The 15,371-nt window shown below is 35.1% G+C and carries 15 protein-coding genes and 4 tRNA genes; 13 read left to right on the top strand and 6 right to left on the bottom strand.

Annotated elements, in window-relative coordinates:
• Positions 1–59 precede the first annotated feature (59 nt).
• The 8 genes from lpdA to DR017_RS00945 all read left to right on the top strand — a co-directional run bounded on the left by lpdA (position 60) and on the right by DR017_RS00945 (position 5,987).
• Entirely contained in the window at positions 60–1,457 is a 1,398-nt protein-coding gene (gene lpdA, locus DR017_RS00980) for a dihydrolipoyl dehydrogenase (protein ID WP_002681140.1), read from the top strand.
• Between the two features lie 82 nt (positions 1,458–1,539).
• Entirely contained in the window at positions 1,540–2,241 is a 702-nt protein-coding gene (locus DR017_RS00975; protein WP_002681123.1) for a hypothetical protein, read from the top strand.
• A gap of 175 nt (positions 2,242–2,416) precedes the next feature.
• Positions 2,417–2,500, top strand: a tRNA-Ser gene (locus tag DR017_RS00970).
• Positions 2,501–2,530: 30 nt separating this feature from the next.
• A tRNA-Pro gene (locus tag DR017_RS00965) sits at positions 2,531–2,605 on the top strand.
• Positions 2,606–2,669: 64 nt separating this feature from the next.
• Positions 2,670–2,743 (top strand) — tRNA-Arg (locus DR017_RS00960).
• 167 nt (positions 2,744–2,910) lie between these two features.
• Positions 2,911–3,843, top strand: coding sequence for a phospholipase A (locus tag DR017_RS00955; protein WP_172458393.1), 933 nt, complete (start codon positions 2,911–2,913; stop codon positions 3,841–3,843).
• 140 nt (positions 3,844–3,983) lie between these two features.
• Positions 3,984–4,601 (top strand): TetR/AcrR family transcriptional regulator, encoded by a 618-nt coding sequence (locus DR017_RS00950; RefSeq protein ID WP_002681163.1) that lies wholly within the window; start codon positions 3,984–3,986, stop codon positions 4,599–4,601.
• Between the two features lie 39 nt (positions 4,602–4,640).
• A complete protein-coding gene (locus tag DR017_RS00945; RefSeq protein ID WP_002681158.1) occupies positions 4,641–5,987 on the top strand; it encodes a TolC family protein in 1,347 nt (448 codons plus the stop codon).
• 74 nt (positions 5,988–6,061) lie between these two features.
• On the opposite strand, the gene DR017_RS00940 is transcribed toward DR017_RS00945, so the two are convergent.
• Genes DR017_RS00940 through DR017_RS00930 form a run of 3 tightly spaced genes read right to left on the bottom strand, consistent with a single transcriptional unit; the run spans position 6,062 to position 8,190 of the window.
• Positions 6,062–6,505 (bottom strand): retropepsin-like aspartic protease, encoded by a 444-nt coding sequence (locus tag DR017_RS00940; RefSeq protein WP_002681146.1) that lies wholly within the window; start codon positions 6,503–6,505, stop codon positions 6,062–6,064.
• Entirely contained in the window at positions 6,490–7,563 is a 1,074-nt protein-coding gene (locus tag DR017_RS00935; RefSeq protein ID WP_002681226.1) for a mannose-1-phosphate guanylyltransferase, read from the bottom strand. The genes DR017_RS00940 and DR017_RS00935 overlap by 16 nt, the downstream gene beginning before the upstream one ends.
• A 27-nt stretch (positions 7,564–7,590) precedes the next feature.
• Positions 7,591–8,190 carry a SprT-like domain-containing protein gene (locus DR017_RS00930; RefSeq protein WP_002681131.1) on the bottom strand — a complete coding sequence of 200 codons (600 nt, stop codon included), beginning with the start codon at positions 8,188–8,190 and terminating at the stop codon, positions 7,591–7,593.
• A 113-nt stretch (positions 8,191–8,303) separates the two neighbouring features.
• Here DR017_RS00930 and DR017_RS00925 point away from each other — a divergent pair, with 113 nt between their 5' ends.
• On the top strand, positions 8,304–8,813 hold the full coding sequence (locus DR017_RS00925; RefSeq protein WP_002681224.1) for a hypothetical protein: 510 nt from the start codon (positions 8,304–8,306) through the stop codon (positions 8,811–8,813).
• Between the two features lie 40 nt (positions 8,814–8,853).
• Here the strand turns inward: DR017_RS00925 and DR017_RS00920 are convergent, their stop codons facing one another.
• Positions 8,854–9,828 (bottom strand): deoxyhypusine synthase family protein, encoded by a 975-nt coding sequence (locus DR017_RS00920; protein WP_002681113.1) that lies wholly within the window; start codon positions 9,826–9,828, stop codon positions 8,854–8,856.
• Between the two features lie 222 nt (positions 9,829–10,050).
• Here DR017_RS00920 and rho point away from each other — a divergent pair, with 222 nt between their 5' ends.
• Together rho and DR017_RS00910 are read left to right on the top strand one after the other, a co-directional pair.
• The gene (gene rho, locus DR017_RS00915; RefSeq protein WP_002681125.1) at positions 10,051–11,727 is read left to right on the top strand and encodes a transcription termination factor Rho; all 1,677 of its coding nucleotides are present in this window, start codon (positions 10,051–10,053) and stop codon (positions 11,725–11,727) included.
• 157 nt (positions 11,728–11,884) lie between these two features.
• Positions 11,885–11,969: transfer RNA gene (locus tag DR017_RS00910), tRNA-Ser, on the top strand.
• Between the two features lie 65 nt (positions 11,970–12,034).
• Here DR017_RS00910 and DR017_RS00905 read toward each other — a convergent pair.
• Complete coding sequence (locus tag DR017_RS00905; RefSeq protein ID WP_002679000.1) at positions 12,035–12,802, bottom strand: hypothetical protein; 768 nt, start codon at positions 12,800–12,802, stop codon at positions 12,035–12,037.
• On the bottom strand, positions 12,799–13,224 hold the full coding sequence (locus DR017_RS00900; RefSeq protein WP_002679092.1) for a hypothetical protein: 426 nt from the start codon (positions 13,222–13,224) through the stop codon (positions 12,799–12,801). Before DR017_RS00900 ends, DR017_RS00905 begins: the two co-directional genes overlap by 4 nt.
• Before the next feature lie 99 nt (positions 13,225–13,323).
• Between DR017_RS00900 and bshA the strand changes: the two genes are divergently transcribed.
• Positions 13,324–14,448: an N-acetyl-alpha-D-glucosaminyl L-malate synthase BshA gene (bshA, locus tag DR017_RS00895; RefSeq protein WP_002678930.1), complete on the top strand. Its 1,125-nt coding sequence runs from the start codon at positions 13,324–13,326 to the stop codon at positions 14,446–14,448.
• A gap of 6 nt (positions 14,449–14,454) precedes the next feature.
• Positions 14,455–15,369, top strand: coding sequence for an NTF2 fold immunity protein (locus DR017_RS00890; protein WP_002679091.1), 915 nt, complete (start codon positions 14,455–14,457; stop codon positions 15,367–15,369).
• The last annotated feature ends 2 nt before the right edge of the window (positions 15,370–15,371 follow it).

Below are 15,371 nucleotides of genomic sequence, written 5' to 3'. Positions count from 1 at the left end.
TTCAAAAAAATATTTGTAACTTTGTAGCCTAATATCAAAATTGATAAATTTTAAAAGAAATGAGTAAATACGACGTTATTGTATTAGGAAGTGGTCCTGGTGGTTATGTTACTGCTATTCGCGCTTCTCAGTTAGGTTTTAAAACCGCTGTTATCGAAAAAGAAAATCTTGGTGGTATCTGCCTTAACTGGGGTTGTATCCCTACTAAAGCTTTGCTAAAATCAGCACAAGTATTTGAATACTTAAAACACGCTGAAAATTATGGTATTACAGTAAAAAAAGGGTCTTTCGATAAAGACTTTTCTGCAGTAATCAAACGTAGCCGCGATGTAGCATCTACAATGAGCAAAGGTGTACAGTTCTTAATGAAAAAGAACAAAATAGATGTTATTATGGGCTATGGTACACTTAAACCAGGTAAAAAAGTAGATGTAAAAGATAAAGATGGTAAAGTAACTGAATACAGTGCCGACCATATCATTATCGCTACTGGAGCTCGTTCACGTGAGTTACCTGCTCTTCCCCAAGACGGTAAAAAAATCATTGGTTATCGTCAAGCACTTACTCTTCCAGAGCAACCTAAAAAAATGATTGTAGTAGGTAGTGGTGCTATTGGTATTGAGTTCGCTTACTTCTACAATGCTATGGGTACCGAAGTAACTATTGTAGAGTTTATGCCTAATATAGTTCCTGTAGAAGATGAGGATATTTCAAAACAACTTGAAAAGAGCCTCAAAAAATCAGGTATCAATATTATGACTTCTGCAGAAGTAACCAAAGTTGATACTTCAGGTAAAGGTGTAAAAGCATTCGTGAAAACTGCTAAAGGAGAAGAAGTGCTCGAAGCTGATATTTTGCTCTCTGCTGTAGGTATCAAAACGAATATAGAAAATATTGGTTTAGAAGCAGTTGGTATCAAAACTGAACGTGATAAAATTCAAGTAAATGAATTCTATCAAACTAACGTTCCTGGTTATTATGCTATTGGTGACGTAGTACCAGGACAAGCCTTAGCACACGTAGCTTCTGCTGAAGGTATCATCTGTGTAGAAAAAATCAAAGGTATGCACGTAGAACCTCTTAACTATGGCAACATACCTGGTTGTACTTATTGTACTCCTGAAATAGCTTCAGTAGGTCTTACTGAAAAACAAGCTAAAGAAAAAGGCTATGAAATAAAAGTAGGTAAATTCCCATTCACAGCCTCTGGTAAAGCTAATGCCGCAGGAACTACCGAAGGTTTCATCAAAGTAATCTTCGATGCTAAATATGGTGAATGGTTAGGCTGCCATATGATTGGAGCTGGTGTTACCGATATGATTGCTGAAGCCGTAGTAGCCCGCAAGTTAGAAACTACAGGTCACGAAATTATCAAAGCTGTGCACCCTCACCCTACTATGAGCGAAGGCGTAAAAGAAGCTGTAGCCGCTGCTTATGGTGAAGCTATTGATATTTAATCAGTACTTACAAATTTAAACAAATATCTAAAAACTCCAAGTAACACAATTGCTTGGAGTTTTTTTAAAAAAAAACTTTATTATGTTAGAATACATTGATTATAAAGAAGTCTTTCTAAAGCTATTTTTTAGCTATCGAACTTTTCTATATGCATTTTTAATCTACTATCTAATTAAAAATAGAAGCGATTGGAAACGAATGAGTTATCAACTATTTGCTGTTAATATTTTTTTATCCATAATAAGCTTAGTAGTAAATATATATCCATTAAACCTAAAAGGTTTAGAGTTTTTTTACTTTTTTGGATATGCTTCAGGTATTTATTTTTTCTATGGGTTGGTAGCTTATTTTTTAGAAACAGATAAAGCACCACGTTACGATATGAATATATGGGTATTGTTGCTGGTAAGCGTATTCTCATTAGGTGCTTATGTACCTATTTGGATAATGAAAAAATACAAACAATACAATATCAACACCAAATACTTCTGGATAGTATTGGTATATTTATATCTATACCACCTGCGCTTTAACTTTATAGGTATTACCGATTGGAATAATTCCCAAATTGGAAATCTAAATATATTGTATATTATTAGTATTTTCTCACTGATTATTTGGACAATAGTAATACTATTTTTTTTACAAGAACAGATTGAAAAGAAGAGTAAAATTATACAATTTAGAAATTGGTATTTCACCTTGCTGTTTGGTATCTTCTACATTCAATATAAAATAAATGACGAAGTACAATTTTGGAAGAGAAAAGGTATAGAAAAATAAGTGATATATTCTTTCTAAAATAAAAATATATAAATACTATGTATTTGATAAATAACTGTTTACTAAATATTTTATAAAAAATATTAAAAAAAGTTTGCGAAAAACTTGCAAGAAATGAAAAATCGTTATACCTTTGCAACCGCAAAACAGAAATAATAAGTTCATATACATAAACGGAGAGGTGCCGGAGTGGTAACGGAGCAGATTGCTAATCTGTCGGCGGGTAACCGTCGCCTGGGTTCGAGTCCCAGTCTCTCCGCATCTAAATGTACTCATTAGATAAGTTTATCGGGGCGTAGCGTAGTCCGGTCATCGCGCCTGGTTTGGGACCAGGAGGTCGCAGGTTCGAATCCTGCCGCCCCGACAATAAAATATTTCATTAATGTTCCTTTTAGTGACATTTTTGAAATATTTTTTTTGAAATATAGGGTCACGTAGCTCAGCTGGATAGAGCATCTGCCTTCTAAGCAGACGGTCACAGGTTCGAATCCTGTCGTGATCACGAGAATTTGTTTCATTTTGTATTAAAATTTATGTTCGAAATAACGCAGAGTTTCCGCTCTGCGTTATTTTGTTTTAAAGAGCAAGTCTCCCTTTTTATTTTAGAAAACTTTTTTTGTTTATAAAGTTTTTTGTCAGTACCTTTGCACCCGCAAAACAAAGAACAGAATAATGAAACACTCCTTATTTATACTATTTTTAGCAGCATCACCTTTTATTTTTTCCCAAGATACAATAAAAGATTCTCTACAGGAACTCCCTAAAGTAGATCAGAAAGCTTATAGAAAAGCGCAATTAGAACGCACTTTGTCAAAAATGTGGGAACTCGACCGCGAAGACCAACGCGGTACTTTTAAACTCGTAGAATACCTCCCTATGTATGTAATGCCTTTCCGTTTTACTGATAAACCCACAGAACAACCTGTAAGTCTTAACCCTAATCGTCCAATACCTGAATGGAGAGATTATCAACACATAGAAACAAAATTTCAAGTAAGCCTAAAAGCTAAAATTATGCAAGACGCTTTTGGTAAAGGCGATGTCTGGGTTGCTTTTACTCAACAATCCTATTGGCAGATGTATAATGGCGAACTCTCACGTCCATTTAGAGAATTGAATTATGAACCCGAACTCATCTTTACCTATCCACTCAACTTCTCAGCAGGGAACCTAAAAATGAAAATGATAGGCTTATCCGTAAATCACCAGTCAAATGGTAAAGAAGCGGCACATTCCCGCAGTTGGAACAGGATTATTTTATCAGGTATTTTCCTATGGAATGATTTAATGGTTAATAGCCGTTTCTGGTGGCGTTTCTCAGAAAAGGCAAGAGAAGATGACAATCCCGATATTGAGAATTATATAGGACGTTGTGAATTGAGCATTGCTTACCCCTTCCGTAAAAATGTTTTTAATTTGAGAGTGAGGAATAATTTAAATTTTAATAATAATCGTGGACACGTAGAGCTGAACTGGATATACCCGCTCAGTCGCGATCTTCGTATTCTCTTGCAGGCATCCCACGGTTATGGCGATTCCCTTATCGATTATAATTATAAACAAACAGTTGTAGGCGTAGGATTTACCTTCTTAAGCCTTTAAGTAAAACAATCTTACCCTTTACCTCTTACTTCTTATCTAAAATAAAGGAAACTTTTTTTGTTTATTAAGTTTTTTCATTGTATCTTTGCCCCCGAAAACAAGATGATTAATAAATCAGTAAATCAACAAATTAATATAGTATGAAAGAGGATATTGTAAAGCGCGCTTTAAATGACTTTATGCAGTACGGGTTTAAAACCTTTACTATGGATGATTTGGCTAACAAAATGGGGATGTCTAAAAAGACACTTTATGAGTATTTTCCCTCTAAAAACGACTTGGTAGAAGCTACATTAGATTACGCTTTAGAGATCAGTTGTAAAAATGCAGATACTTTTGTACAAGGAGAAGGTTCTGTGATAGAAAATGTATACCGCAACCAAAAAAAGGTTCAGGAAGTTTTTAACATCAATAGCGACCGCCCTATTTGGGAGCTACAAAAATACTATCCTAAAACATACGAACGTATGGAAGGCGAGTTTGCTAAAACTGATGCACTTTTTATAGATAAACTCTTAGAAAAGGGTTGGCAAGAAGGTCTTTTTAGAAAAGATATCAATGTGAACTTCTATAAAGTTTTCTATACTAGTGTACAACGTCTCCGTTCCATAACACATACTTTCCCTGAAAGAGAATTTCCCTTCTGGGAAACTATCTATACCATTTTAGAGTACTTTTTCAGGATACTTGTCAATGAAAAAGGACTTAAAGAATTAGAGCGAGTATTAGAACAAGAAAGAAAACAAAAAATAAACTAATTTCAGTTGCTAACAACTAATGACTAAAAACAAATATCAATGAAAAAAATCATTACGAGTGCTTTGTTGTGCCTCAGTTTTGTGAGCTTTGCACAACAAAAAGAGTTGACTTTAAAAGAGGCTATTCGTTATGCTTTAGAAAATAAAGCAGATGCTGAGAAAGCGCGATTAGAAGTAACCAAAGCCAATTATAAGATACAAGAAGTACGTGCTAATGCATTGCCTAATATTTCGGCTTCAGGCGGTATGGTATACAATCCTAAATTACAAGCCACTTATATTGATGGTAGTACCTTTGCTTTTCCAGGTATGCCAGCAAGTGATGAACCATTAAAAATGGAAATGGGACAAAAATGGTCTGCTAATGCTGAAGCTAAACTTACCCAAGTACTCTTCAATCAATCGGTATTTATGGGACTAAAAGCAGCGCGTACTACCCGTGAATTCTATATACTCAATCAACAACTTACTGAAAATGATATTATAGAAAAGGTAGCCAAAGCTTACTATCAAGTATATCAAACCCGGCAAACATTGGAAAATATAGAAAGTAATTTGGCACTTACCGAGAAAACAGCTAATGTAGTAAAAGGATTAAACCAATCTGGTTTATCTAAAAAAATAGATCTCGATCGCACCACAGTGGCTGTAAATAATCTCAAATCGGCACGTCAGCAAGCACTTAACGGATTACAACTCTCCGAAAATGCACTTAAATATATGATAGGTATGCCTATGAATGAAGCGATTACATTGCCTAAAGAAGGATTTGAAGCTAATTATGATTTGGCTTTCGATAAAGGAAATACCAATAATCGTATAGAGTTGCAAGTGCTTGAAAAACAAAAACAACTTTTAGATATTAATGTAAAGGTACAACGCGCAGCACTTTATCCGTCATTAGCTTTGCAAGCTACCTATGGATATTTGAGTATGGGACCTAAAACGCCTATTTTTTACGGTAAAAAAGATAAAGTATATGGTTCTGATTATTCAGCTATCACTTTAGGATTGAACATACCTATTTTCTCAGGTTTTGGTACACGTGCCAAAATACGTCAAGCTCAGATAGAAAGTCAAGCGCTTGAAGCTACGCTCAAAGATACTCGTTTGGCAATGGATTTGGCTTATGAAAATGCTCGTAGCCAGCTCACTAATAACCTCCTTACTATTGATTCACAAAAAGAAAACGTAAAACTCGCTGAAGAGGTGTTACTCAATACTCAAAACAATTATCGACAAGGATTAGCTTCTCTCACTGATTTATTAGAAGCTGAACGCTCACTATCTGATGCTAAAAATAACTATACTACTGCCTTGTTAGACTATAAGTTGGCAGAAATTGAACTGCTAAAATCACAAGGGAAGTTAGAGACGATGAAGTAAGAAATTCCATATCAAATCATAGAAGAAAAAAAAGGCTACCTAAACAAAATTTTGGTAGCCTCTTTTTATAAGTTTTAACGAAGTAAATACAACTTCTTTTTGGAGTAATCTATCACAGCTTTCTTCTTCAGGAGTAAATCAGCTCCTATAACACCATGTACGGGAAGTAAATTAAATTGTTGTAATGCTTCGTTTACGTGAGTCAAATTAAATAAAACTAAAGGAATCCTGCGAATACTTAACGAACCTATTTCTAAGTGATTTTTTATAGCGACTTGTGTTTCCATAGCACTTGCTCCTGCACCAGCAGCTTTTATTTCTGAATCTTCAGCTTCTAAATTGAAATAGGTTATCCATTCTATTCCTACACACGTATTAGAAGCTCCTGAGTCTAAAATAAAACGTCCTTCAATACCATTGATTTTGGCTTGCACTATAAGATGTTGATTAAGAGTAAGTTCAAGAGGGATGGTGATATATCCTTTCTCTAGGAGTAATTTGTTTAATGTAAGTCCCATTTGCTTTTTACTTCATTTACTATTTCCTTAATATTCTGTTCTTTTGCTTTTGGGTAGATGAGCAAAACATCATCTCTGTCTACTACAATGTAGTCTTTAAGTCCATCTATTACTACACATTTAGCCCCTTCAGTACGGATAATATTGTTTTCAGCATCTTTGAGTAATACTCTTGCATTGATAACGGCATTTTGAGCACTATCTTTTGGTGATTTCTCGTGTAAAGACCCCCAAGAACCTAAGTCATTCCAATCAAAATTAGCAGGAAGTACGTAAATATTAGTAGAAGGTTCTAAAATAGCATAGTCTACCGATATATTTTCAGCTTCAGGGTAGGCTTTAGCTATAAAGTCTACTTCATTTTCAGTATTATAAGTATCTTCTCCTTTTTCAAAGAGTTTATACATAGTAGGTTGATAGACTTTATAAGCGTTGAGTACAGTTTGGGTACTCCATATAAAAATACCTGCATTCCACAAAAAGTTACCTTGTTTTAAAAACTCTTTAGCAGTAGTGTAATCGGGTTTTTCACGAAACTGATTTACTTTTTTGATATTGGTTTTGTCATCTTTATCGTATTGTATATAGCCGTAACCCGTGTTAGGGAAGGTAGGTACAATTCCTAAAGTGAAGATATTATCAGCCTTTTGAGCAGCATTAAAACACGTAATCACATTGTGCATAAAAGCCTTTTCGTCTTCAATCCATGCATCACTGGGGGCTACAATCATTACTCCATTAGGGTTGCGCTTGTTCACCTTCATTGCGGCATAGAGTATACAAGGAGCTGTATTGCGCATACAAGGCTCTAAAACCAAATTTTTAGGTAAAATATTAGGAATTTGTTCTTCTACAATTTCTTTGTATCGTTCGTTTGTAAGAATAAGAATATTTTCCTGTGGAATAAACTTCTGTAAGCGAGAATAAGTACGTTGTAAGAGCGTTTGCCCTGTACCGAGCATATCGTGGAATTGTTTAGGGTATTCAGTAGTACTTACAGGCCAAAAGCGCGAACCTACTCCGCCAGCCATAATCACTGCATAATAATTGTTCACCATATATTTGTAATATTTTAATTCAGTTTTTTAACTTTTAATAAGTTCAACCTCAGCGTGAGGTTGAAAAATGTATTTTTTGCCAGAACTTATTTCTACACAATCATAACATTTCACGCGGCGTTGCCCTTTGCGAAATACGCGTCCATCCTTGATGCGAAATGTACTTCCTATCGGAATTTCATAAACAAAACTTACATTTTCACTCGTGTCAAATTGCTTGAGAGCTATAGCCAATACGGGGTCAACATCACTGCTGGACATAGGGTTTAAAAAATGTCGTTGCAATACACGTAATAATTGTTGGGGAAATATTTCTGGAGTGATAAAAGGTATCATTAGCTGTTGGAAAGTGTATTTCCATTCGTTGCCGTGTGGCTTGATAAGTCTGCCAAACCGTTCAAAAGCTATCAAATGTGCTACTTCGTGAATAAAGGTTATCAAAAAGCGGTATTTATTAGCAGTAGCATTCATTGTAATGAGATGTTGCCCGTTAGGAAGTTGCCGATAATCTCCGTGCCTTGTTTTTCGCTCGTTTACAATACGCAAATAAATATTATTTGCCTTAATGAGCTCAAAACAAGGAGTTACAGCGTTTTCGGGTAAATATTTAAATAAAATTTCTCTCATAGTCTGCAAATGTACAAATAATATTTTACATCTGCAAAAAAAATAATCAATTGTAAATTTATAAACTCGTGAATTTTCTTTATCTTTGCCGTGCTTGTAAATTATAGAAAAATATGTCGTTCATAAGTTATTTAAAATTTCTTATAAAATCAACAAATCAACACGGAGTGCATTCTCCTTTTATCTACAACTTTGTAACTCGTTGTTTGTACAATAAACAGTTAGTAAAACCAAAAGAATTTGCTAATTATCCATCAATGATATCTAGAAAACAATTTATTTCATTGCTGAAGATAATTCGTTATTTGGAAGTGAAAACTATTTTTACAGATGAAAAGGAACTCTCTGTAAACGAAAATTGTAGTCTTGTAACCCAATTACAAACTGTAACGACTTACGATCTTATTTTTATCAATTATCCGAAAGAAAATTTGGATTTTTATTTGAATTATATGCACAATGATAGTATTTTCATCATCAATAATATTCACCGAAAAGAAAATGAACCTTTATGGAGAAAACTTATAGAAAATGAAAAAGTTACTGCTTGTATAAATGTATATTATCAAGGGTATATTTTTATAAGAAGAGAACAGCCTAAAGAGGTTTTTTATATAAGATAAGAGGTAAGAAAAATAAAATCTTACCTCTTATTTCTATTTCTTATTTGCCAAGAAGATAGGCAAAAATAAGTGGAGCTACAATAGTAGCATCCGATTCTACAATAAATTTAGGGGTGTCAATATCTAATTTACCCCAAGTGATTTTCTCATTAGGTACAGCTCCTGAGTATGAGCCATAGCTAGTAGTTGAGTCAGAAATCTGACAGAAGTATGACCAAAATGGTACATCTTCCCATTCTAAGTCTTGATACATCATAGGTACTACGCAAATAGGAAAATCTCCAGCAATACCACCTCCTATTTGGAAGAAACCTACACCTTTACCTCCTGAATTTGCACGATACCACTCAGTAAGGTAAATCATATACTCAATACCAGTTTTTACAGTAGAGGCTTTTAAATTCCCTTTGATTACATTGGCTGCAAAAATATTACCAGTGGTTGAATCTTCCCAACCTGGGCAAACGATAGGTAAATTCTTTTCGGCAGCTGCTAATATCCAAGAATTTTTAGGGTCAATTTCGTAATATTGCTCTAATACACCTGATTTTACTACTTGGTATAAAAATTCGTGAGGGAAATAGCGTTCACCTTTACTTTCGGCTGCATGCCATACATCTTCCAAGTGTTTTTGTAAACGACGAAAAGCTTCTTCCTCAGGAATACAAGTATCAGTTACACGATTGTAATGTCCATCAAGAAGCTCTCTTTCTTGCTCAGGAGTGAGGTCACGATAGTGTGGTACACGTTTGTAATGAGAGTGTGCCACAAGGTTCATTACATCCTCTTCAAGGTTAGCCCCTGTACACGAGATGATATCTACTTTGCCCGCACGAATCATCTCAGCAAGTGAAATTCCTAATTCTGCCGTACTCATTGCTCCAGCAAGTGCCACGAGCATTTTTCCGCCTTCAGTAATATGGGTTTCATACCCTTTAGCTGCATCTACTAAAGCTGCTGCATTGAAGTGTAAAAAGTTTTTCTCAATGAATTGAGAAATAGGTCCTTTACTCATCTTTGATTAGTTTAAAAATCTAAATTATTCGGCAAAGATATAAATAATCTATCAATTTAGCAAATTAATATTTTGTATATCAAAAATATTTCGTATCTTTGCCGCGTTTTCAGTACCTCTACAAAATTCTATTCAATAATATCTTAATTTAAAAAGAGGAAAAAAACACTATCTTATTCTACTGAAAAAAATCATTTACTTTATTAACAACTATTTTATAAAATGTCTAACATTACAGATTTAAAATCTAAAAAGCTACCTGAATTACAGGAAATAGCAAAGGGGCTAAATGTGCCTAAGTATCGTTACTTAAACAAGCCCGAACTTATCAATCAAATTATTGATTTTCAAGAAAAACAAACCAATCAAACCAATCAAACTAATCAAACTAATCAAATTCCTCAAGAACTTCCTAAAAAAACTGCTGCTATAACAGCTAAAAACTCTAACTCACCATCTAAAAAAGAACGAAAGAAAAAAATAGATGCCCCTCAAAAAGTAGGAAGCTCTAAACAAGAAAATCTACCCAAAAATGCAATAAATAAAGAAACTACGGAAGACAATAAAGTAGAGATAAAAACAGACACCAAACCTAATTTTCAACGAAAAAATAATACTCCTACACCTCCTTCTACTAACAATAATCAATCTAAAACACCTCTCCCTTCAAATAATAACAATAATGGTAATATTGCAAATAATAGTAGTTATAACTATGTGAATATCAATAATGAAAACTTTGATAAGGAGAAAAAAAATCGCTATAGAGCTCCTGATTTTGAGTTTGATAGTATTGTAGATTGTGAAGGTGTTTTGGATATTACCCCAGAAGGCTACGGTTTCTTGCGCTCTTCTGATTATAACTACTTGGCTTCTCCTGATGATATCTATGTATCAGCTTCTCAAATCCGTTTGTTTGGTTTGCAAACAGGAGATACAGTTCACGGAGAAGTACGTCCACCTAAAGATGGAGAAAAATATTATCCACTTCTTAAAGTGATTAAAATTAATGGTTTAGATCCTCAAGTAGTGCGTGATCGCGTACTTTTTGAACACCTCACTCCACTTTTTCCTACCGAAAAATTTGAATTAGCAGGTAAAGGAGCAACGATTTCTACACGTCTTATCGACCTTTTTGCACCTATAGGAAAAGGACAGCGTGGAATGATTGTAGCACAACCTAAAACGGGGAAAACAATGTTGTTGAAGGATATTGCTAATGCTATCAGCAAAAATCACCCTGAAGTATATTTGATGGTGCTTCTCATTGACGAACGTCCTGAAGAGGTAACAGATATGCAACGTAGTGTACGTGGAGAAATTATTTCCTCTACCTTTGATAAAGAAGCTTCTGAACATGTGAAAATAGCCAATATAGTCCTTGAAAAAGCTAAACGATTAGTAGAATGTGGTCACGATGTGGTGATACTATTAGATTCTATTACACGATTGGCTCGAGCTTATAACACTGTACAGCCAGCTTCAGGGAAAGTGCTTACAGGTGGGGTAGATGCCAATGCACTTCATAAACCTAAACGTTTCTTTGGGGCTGCCCGCAATATAGAAAATGGTGGTTCTCTTTCTATTATAGCTACCGCACTTACTGAAACAGGTTCTAAAATGGATGAGGTAATATTTGAAGAGTTTAAAGGAACCGGTAATATGGAGTTGCAGTTAGACCGCCGTATTGCTAACCGCCGTGTCTTCCCTGCTATAGATCTAATGGCATCATCTACTCGTCGTGACGATTTGCTTTTAGAGGAAAATACGCTCAATCGCATCTGGGTATTGCGTAAATATTTAGCTGATATGAACCCTATAGAAGCAATGGAGTTTATGGAAAAACAAATCAAACAAACTCGAAATAACGAAGAGTTTTTAGCGACAATGAATAACTAATCATTTAAAAGTTGTTTTTTGTATTTCTTGTAAAACAATAAGTTATAAAATAAGTTAAAAAAACATCGCAATTTTTTACCTCAAAAATTTGCAAGTAATAAAAATAGTTGTACCTTTGCACCCGCATAATTGAAATGACAATAGCAGTTGTGCAATTGGAGAGATGGCAGAGCGGTCGAATGCGGCGGTCTTGAAAACCGTTGAGGGTAACACCTCCGGGGGTTCGAATCCCTCTCTCTCCGCAAAAAAAATCCATTATAACAAAATAAAGTGTTATAATGGATTTTTTATTATTATCAATTGATGATTAGCGATTTTTTAATTCAAATTCTAATATATTATACATATTCTCAAGTTGATATACAACCTTTTCATTTAAAACTATATCTGATAATAATAATTTTTCTATAGCTTCATAAAAAATCTTTAATGTTTTACTGTTGTTAAGCCATTCTGTAATTTGTATATTCAGTTCTCTATGTTCGTCTTTAAAATAGGTATGATGATACTCTATTCCTCTAGCTTGTAAGCTATACATAAAAATTTCTTCAAAATAACGAATTGCATTTATTTTATAAGCATTAGCTATCCAACAGTCTAATAAAGGTTGAATGGGCAATCCTGCTAATCCAAAACAAACCAACCAATCTTCAGCCGTGGTGATTTCGGAGTATTTTTCACTGAGAACTTCTTCAAAAAAAACGAGAGAAAACCGCTTTAAAAAATCTATTTCGGGAGTTTTCCACAAGTCAAGACGTTCAAAATGACATTTAGAGAGCGAGAACCCCTCATCTATATAAAATACTTTACCCTCACAAAGGAACTCGAGCATACGTGGTAGAAAATAATGAACTTCTACAATAGCCTTATCTGTACTTACTAACATAGCTTCTATGTAGGTACTAATTTGTTGAAGTGAGAGCTCCCTAAGGGGAATACGGCATAAATCATCTATTTCAGTAGGAGTAATGCAATTACCACAATCACATACCGATAGATGTTTATCTATCGAATAAGTAGAAAAAAGCTGATAGGCTTCTTCTATATAAGGGCTTAATTTGTTTGAATATTTCATCTTTTATAACTTAACCAAATAGCTGTACGTCCTCCTTTACGGTCATAAAGAGCCTCAATTTCTCCCCATTCAAAAGAATGATTATCACCAATATGGGCTGTGATCCATTGTTTGTAATATTTTTCAGTTTTCAATTCATATTCCTCACTCCAATCTTCCCACGAAGTCTGCCGTTCGTTCATCGCAAAACATAAACATTCTAGTAGCTCTCCTTTAAAACAAAGAGAAACATCAAAGAGTTTTCCTTCAAAAGAACAATTGTAAAAATATAGCCAATAGTATCCTGTACCTACCTCCCATATTTCATTATTTGGAAAACGTTCTCTAAGATTAGAAAAAGTTGTATTAGTTGTGATGATTTCACTTTCTATGAGAAGGAAATCTCCATTATGAGTGTCTAAAAAAGAAGTTGTTTTTTTCATTTTATCTCTTGTTATCCAACCGCAAAGATATAATTTTTTGTTAATATTTTTTATACCCAACAGAAAAATAGTACTTTTGCCTATCTAATACATAAAAAAATGAATATAGCCATAGTGTGTTATCCTACCTTTGGAGGTAGCGGTGTCGTTGCTACCGAATTAGGGCTCGCTTTAGCCCGTAAAGGTCATCAAGTACACTTTATTACTTATAGTTATCCTGTGCGTTTAGACTTCTTGGAAATGAACATTCACTTTCACGAGGTACACGTAGAGGAATACCCCTTGTTTCATTATCAGCCTTACGAATTAGCGTTATCAAGCAAAATGGCTTATGTGGTAAAGACTTACAATATCGATATTTTACACGTGCATTATGCTATTCCGCATGCTTATGCAGGTTATATGGCAAAGCAAATGCTCAAACGTGAAGGAATAGAAGTACCTATGATTACAACCCTGCACGGCACTGATATTACTCTTGTAGGTAATCACCCCACTTATAAAGAAGCGGTAACGTTTAGCATTAACGAATCGGATGTAGTAACCTCAGTTTCAGAGAGTTTGAAACGAGATACATTGCGTCTTTTTAATGTAGATAAAGATATAAAAGTTATTCCTAACTTTATTGGATTACAAAAAACAGAGAGTGTTTCTCCTTGTAAAAGAAGTGTAATGGCAAGTGCTGATGAACTTATCGTTACTCATATTAGTAATTTCAGGAAAGTGAAGCGTGTAGATGATGTAGTAAGGGTGTTCTATGGCATTCAGCAACAACTTCCTGCTAAATTGATAATGGTAGGTGACGGACCTGAGCGTGAGATAGCCGACCAGCTATGTAAGGATTTAGGTATCAAGAAAAAGGTACTCTTCTTGGGAAACACATCTGATATAGACCGTATATTATGTTTTACAGATTTGTTTTTACTCCCCTCAGAATCCGAAAGCTTTGGACTTTCAGCCTTAGAGGCAATGGCTGCGGGCGTTCCGGTAGTGTCTAGTAACGCAGGAGGCTTATCGGAGGTAAATGAAGAAGGTGTATCAGGCTACTTATGCCCCATAGGAGATGTGCAAACAATGGCTGAAAAAGCTATTTATATTTTAAGTGATAAAAACCGCTTGGCGCAATTCAAACAGAATGCTCGCAAAGTAGCAGCTCGTTTTGATGAAGAGAAAATTATACCGATGTATGAAGCTCTTTACTACAATGCTATAAAAGAAAAATAAAATATTATGGCAACATACAAACGCCCCATAACCTTAGAAACCGCGCTCAAGGAAGTAACCGAGGAGCGTTTTTGCAAAGGACATCATTACAAGGATGTCGCCCTAACAGATGAGATGGTTGAACAGATCGTACAAGTAAAGTCGTTGGTCAATATGGGCTTTATCAATACCGCGATTACTGATGAAGCCCTCCAGTACTTGGCGACTTTGCCCAAACTAAAACTTCTTTTCTTAGAGGATAATAAGCAAGTTACAGGCGAAGGCTTTAAGTACTTTGCCAACAAACCTATTGACCATATCTCGCTGGACGGTTGTCCCGTAACTGATGAGACACTAAAAATCGTCTTGCAAGTACCACGCCTGAAGTCTCTTTCGCTAAAGAGAACACGAGTTACTTTTGAAGGGCTAATGGCAGTAGCACATTATAACAAGGTGAGTTTCTACCTTGATAAACCTTTCACTGAGGAGCAGATAAAAGCCTTTGAACAAGCCCAACGCATAGCAGGCAAGAAGAAACCAGCGGCAATCCCTACTGATGATTTACCCATAGTAAAGCAACTGCTTTTGGACTTTTTTGCGGCAATGACTGAGTGGGAGGCTTTTGCTGCCAAGAATGATGATACAGAAGAGGGTGAGCTTTTGGTAGAGGAAAAATGCAAAGCCCTCTTCCAAAAGTATTGTACCGATAAGCGCAGGGCGGGCTATCGTCCTGAGGGAATTCATTTTTCACTAAACGAGGGAGGTACTTATAGAGCGCATCAAATCATTGATAGCGAGACCGTAACTAAAAATAAAATATACCTCTATACCCAAAATGATCGTGATGATCAGTTTCGCTTTCTTATCATTAGAAAAGATGGTGAGTGGAAGATAGATGACTGTCAAAGGCACGATGGGGGGTGGACTAAATACGGATTATAATA

The organism is Capnocytophaga sputigena (assembly GCF_900446695.1).
GTDB classification, from domain to species: Bacteria; Bacteroidota; Bacteroidia; order Flavobacteriales; family Flavobacteriaceae; genus Capnocytophaga; species Capnocytophaga sputigena.
The sequence above is the reverse complement of the archived record's forward strand: the minus strand, read 5'-3'. Positions and strand labels throughout refer to the sequence as shown.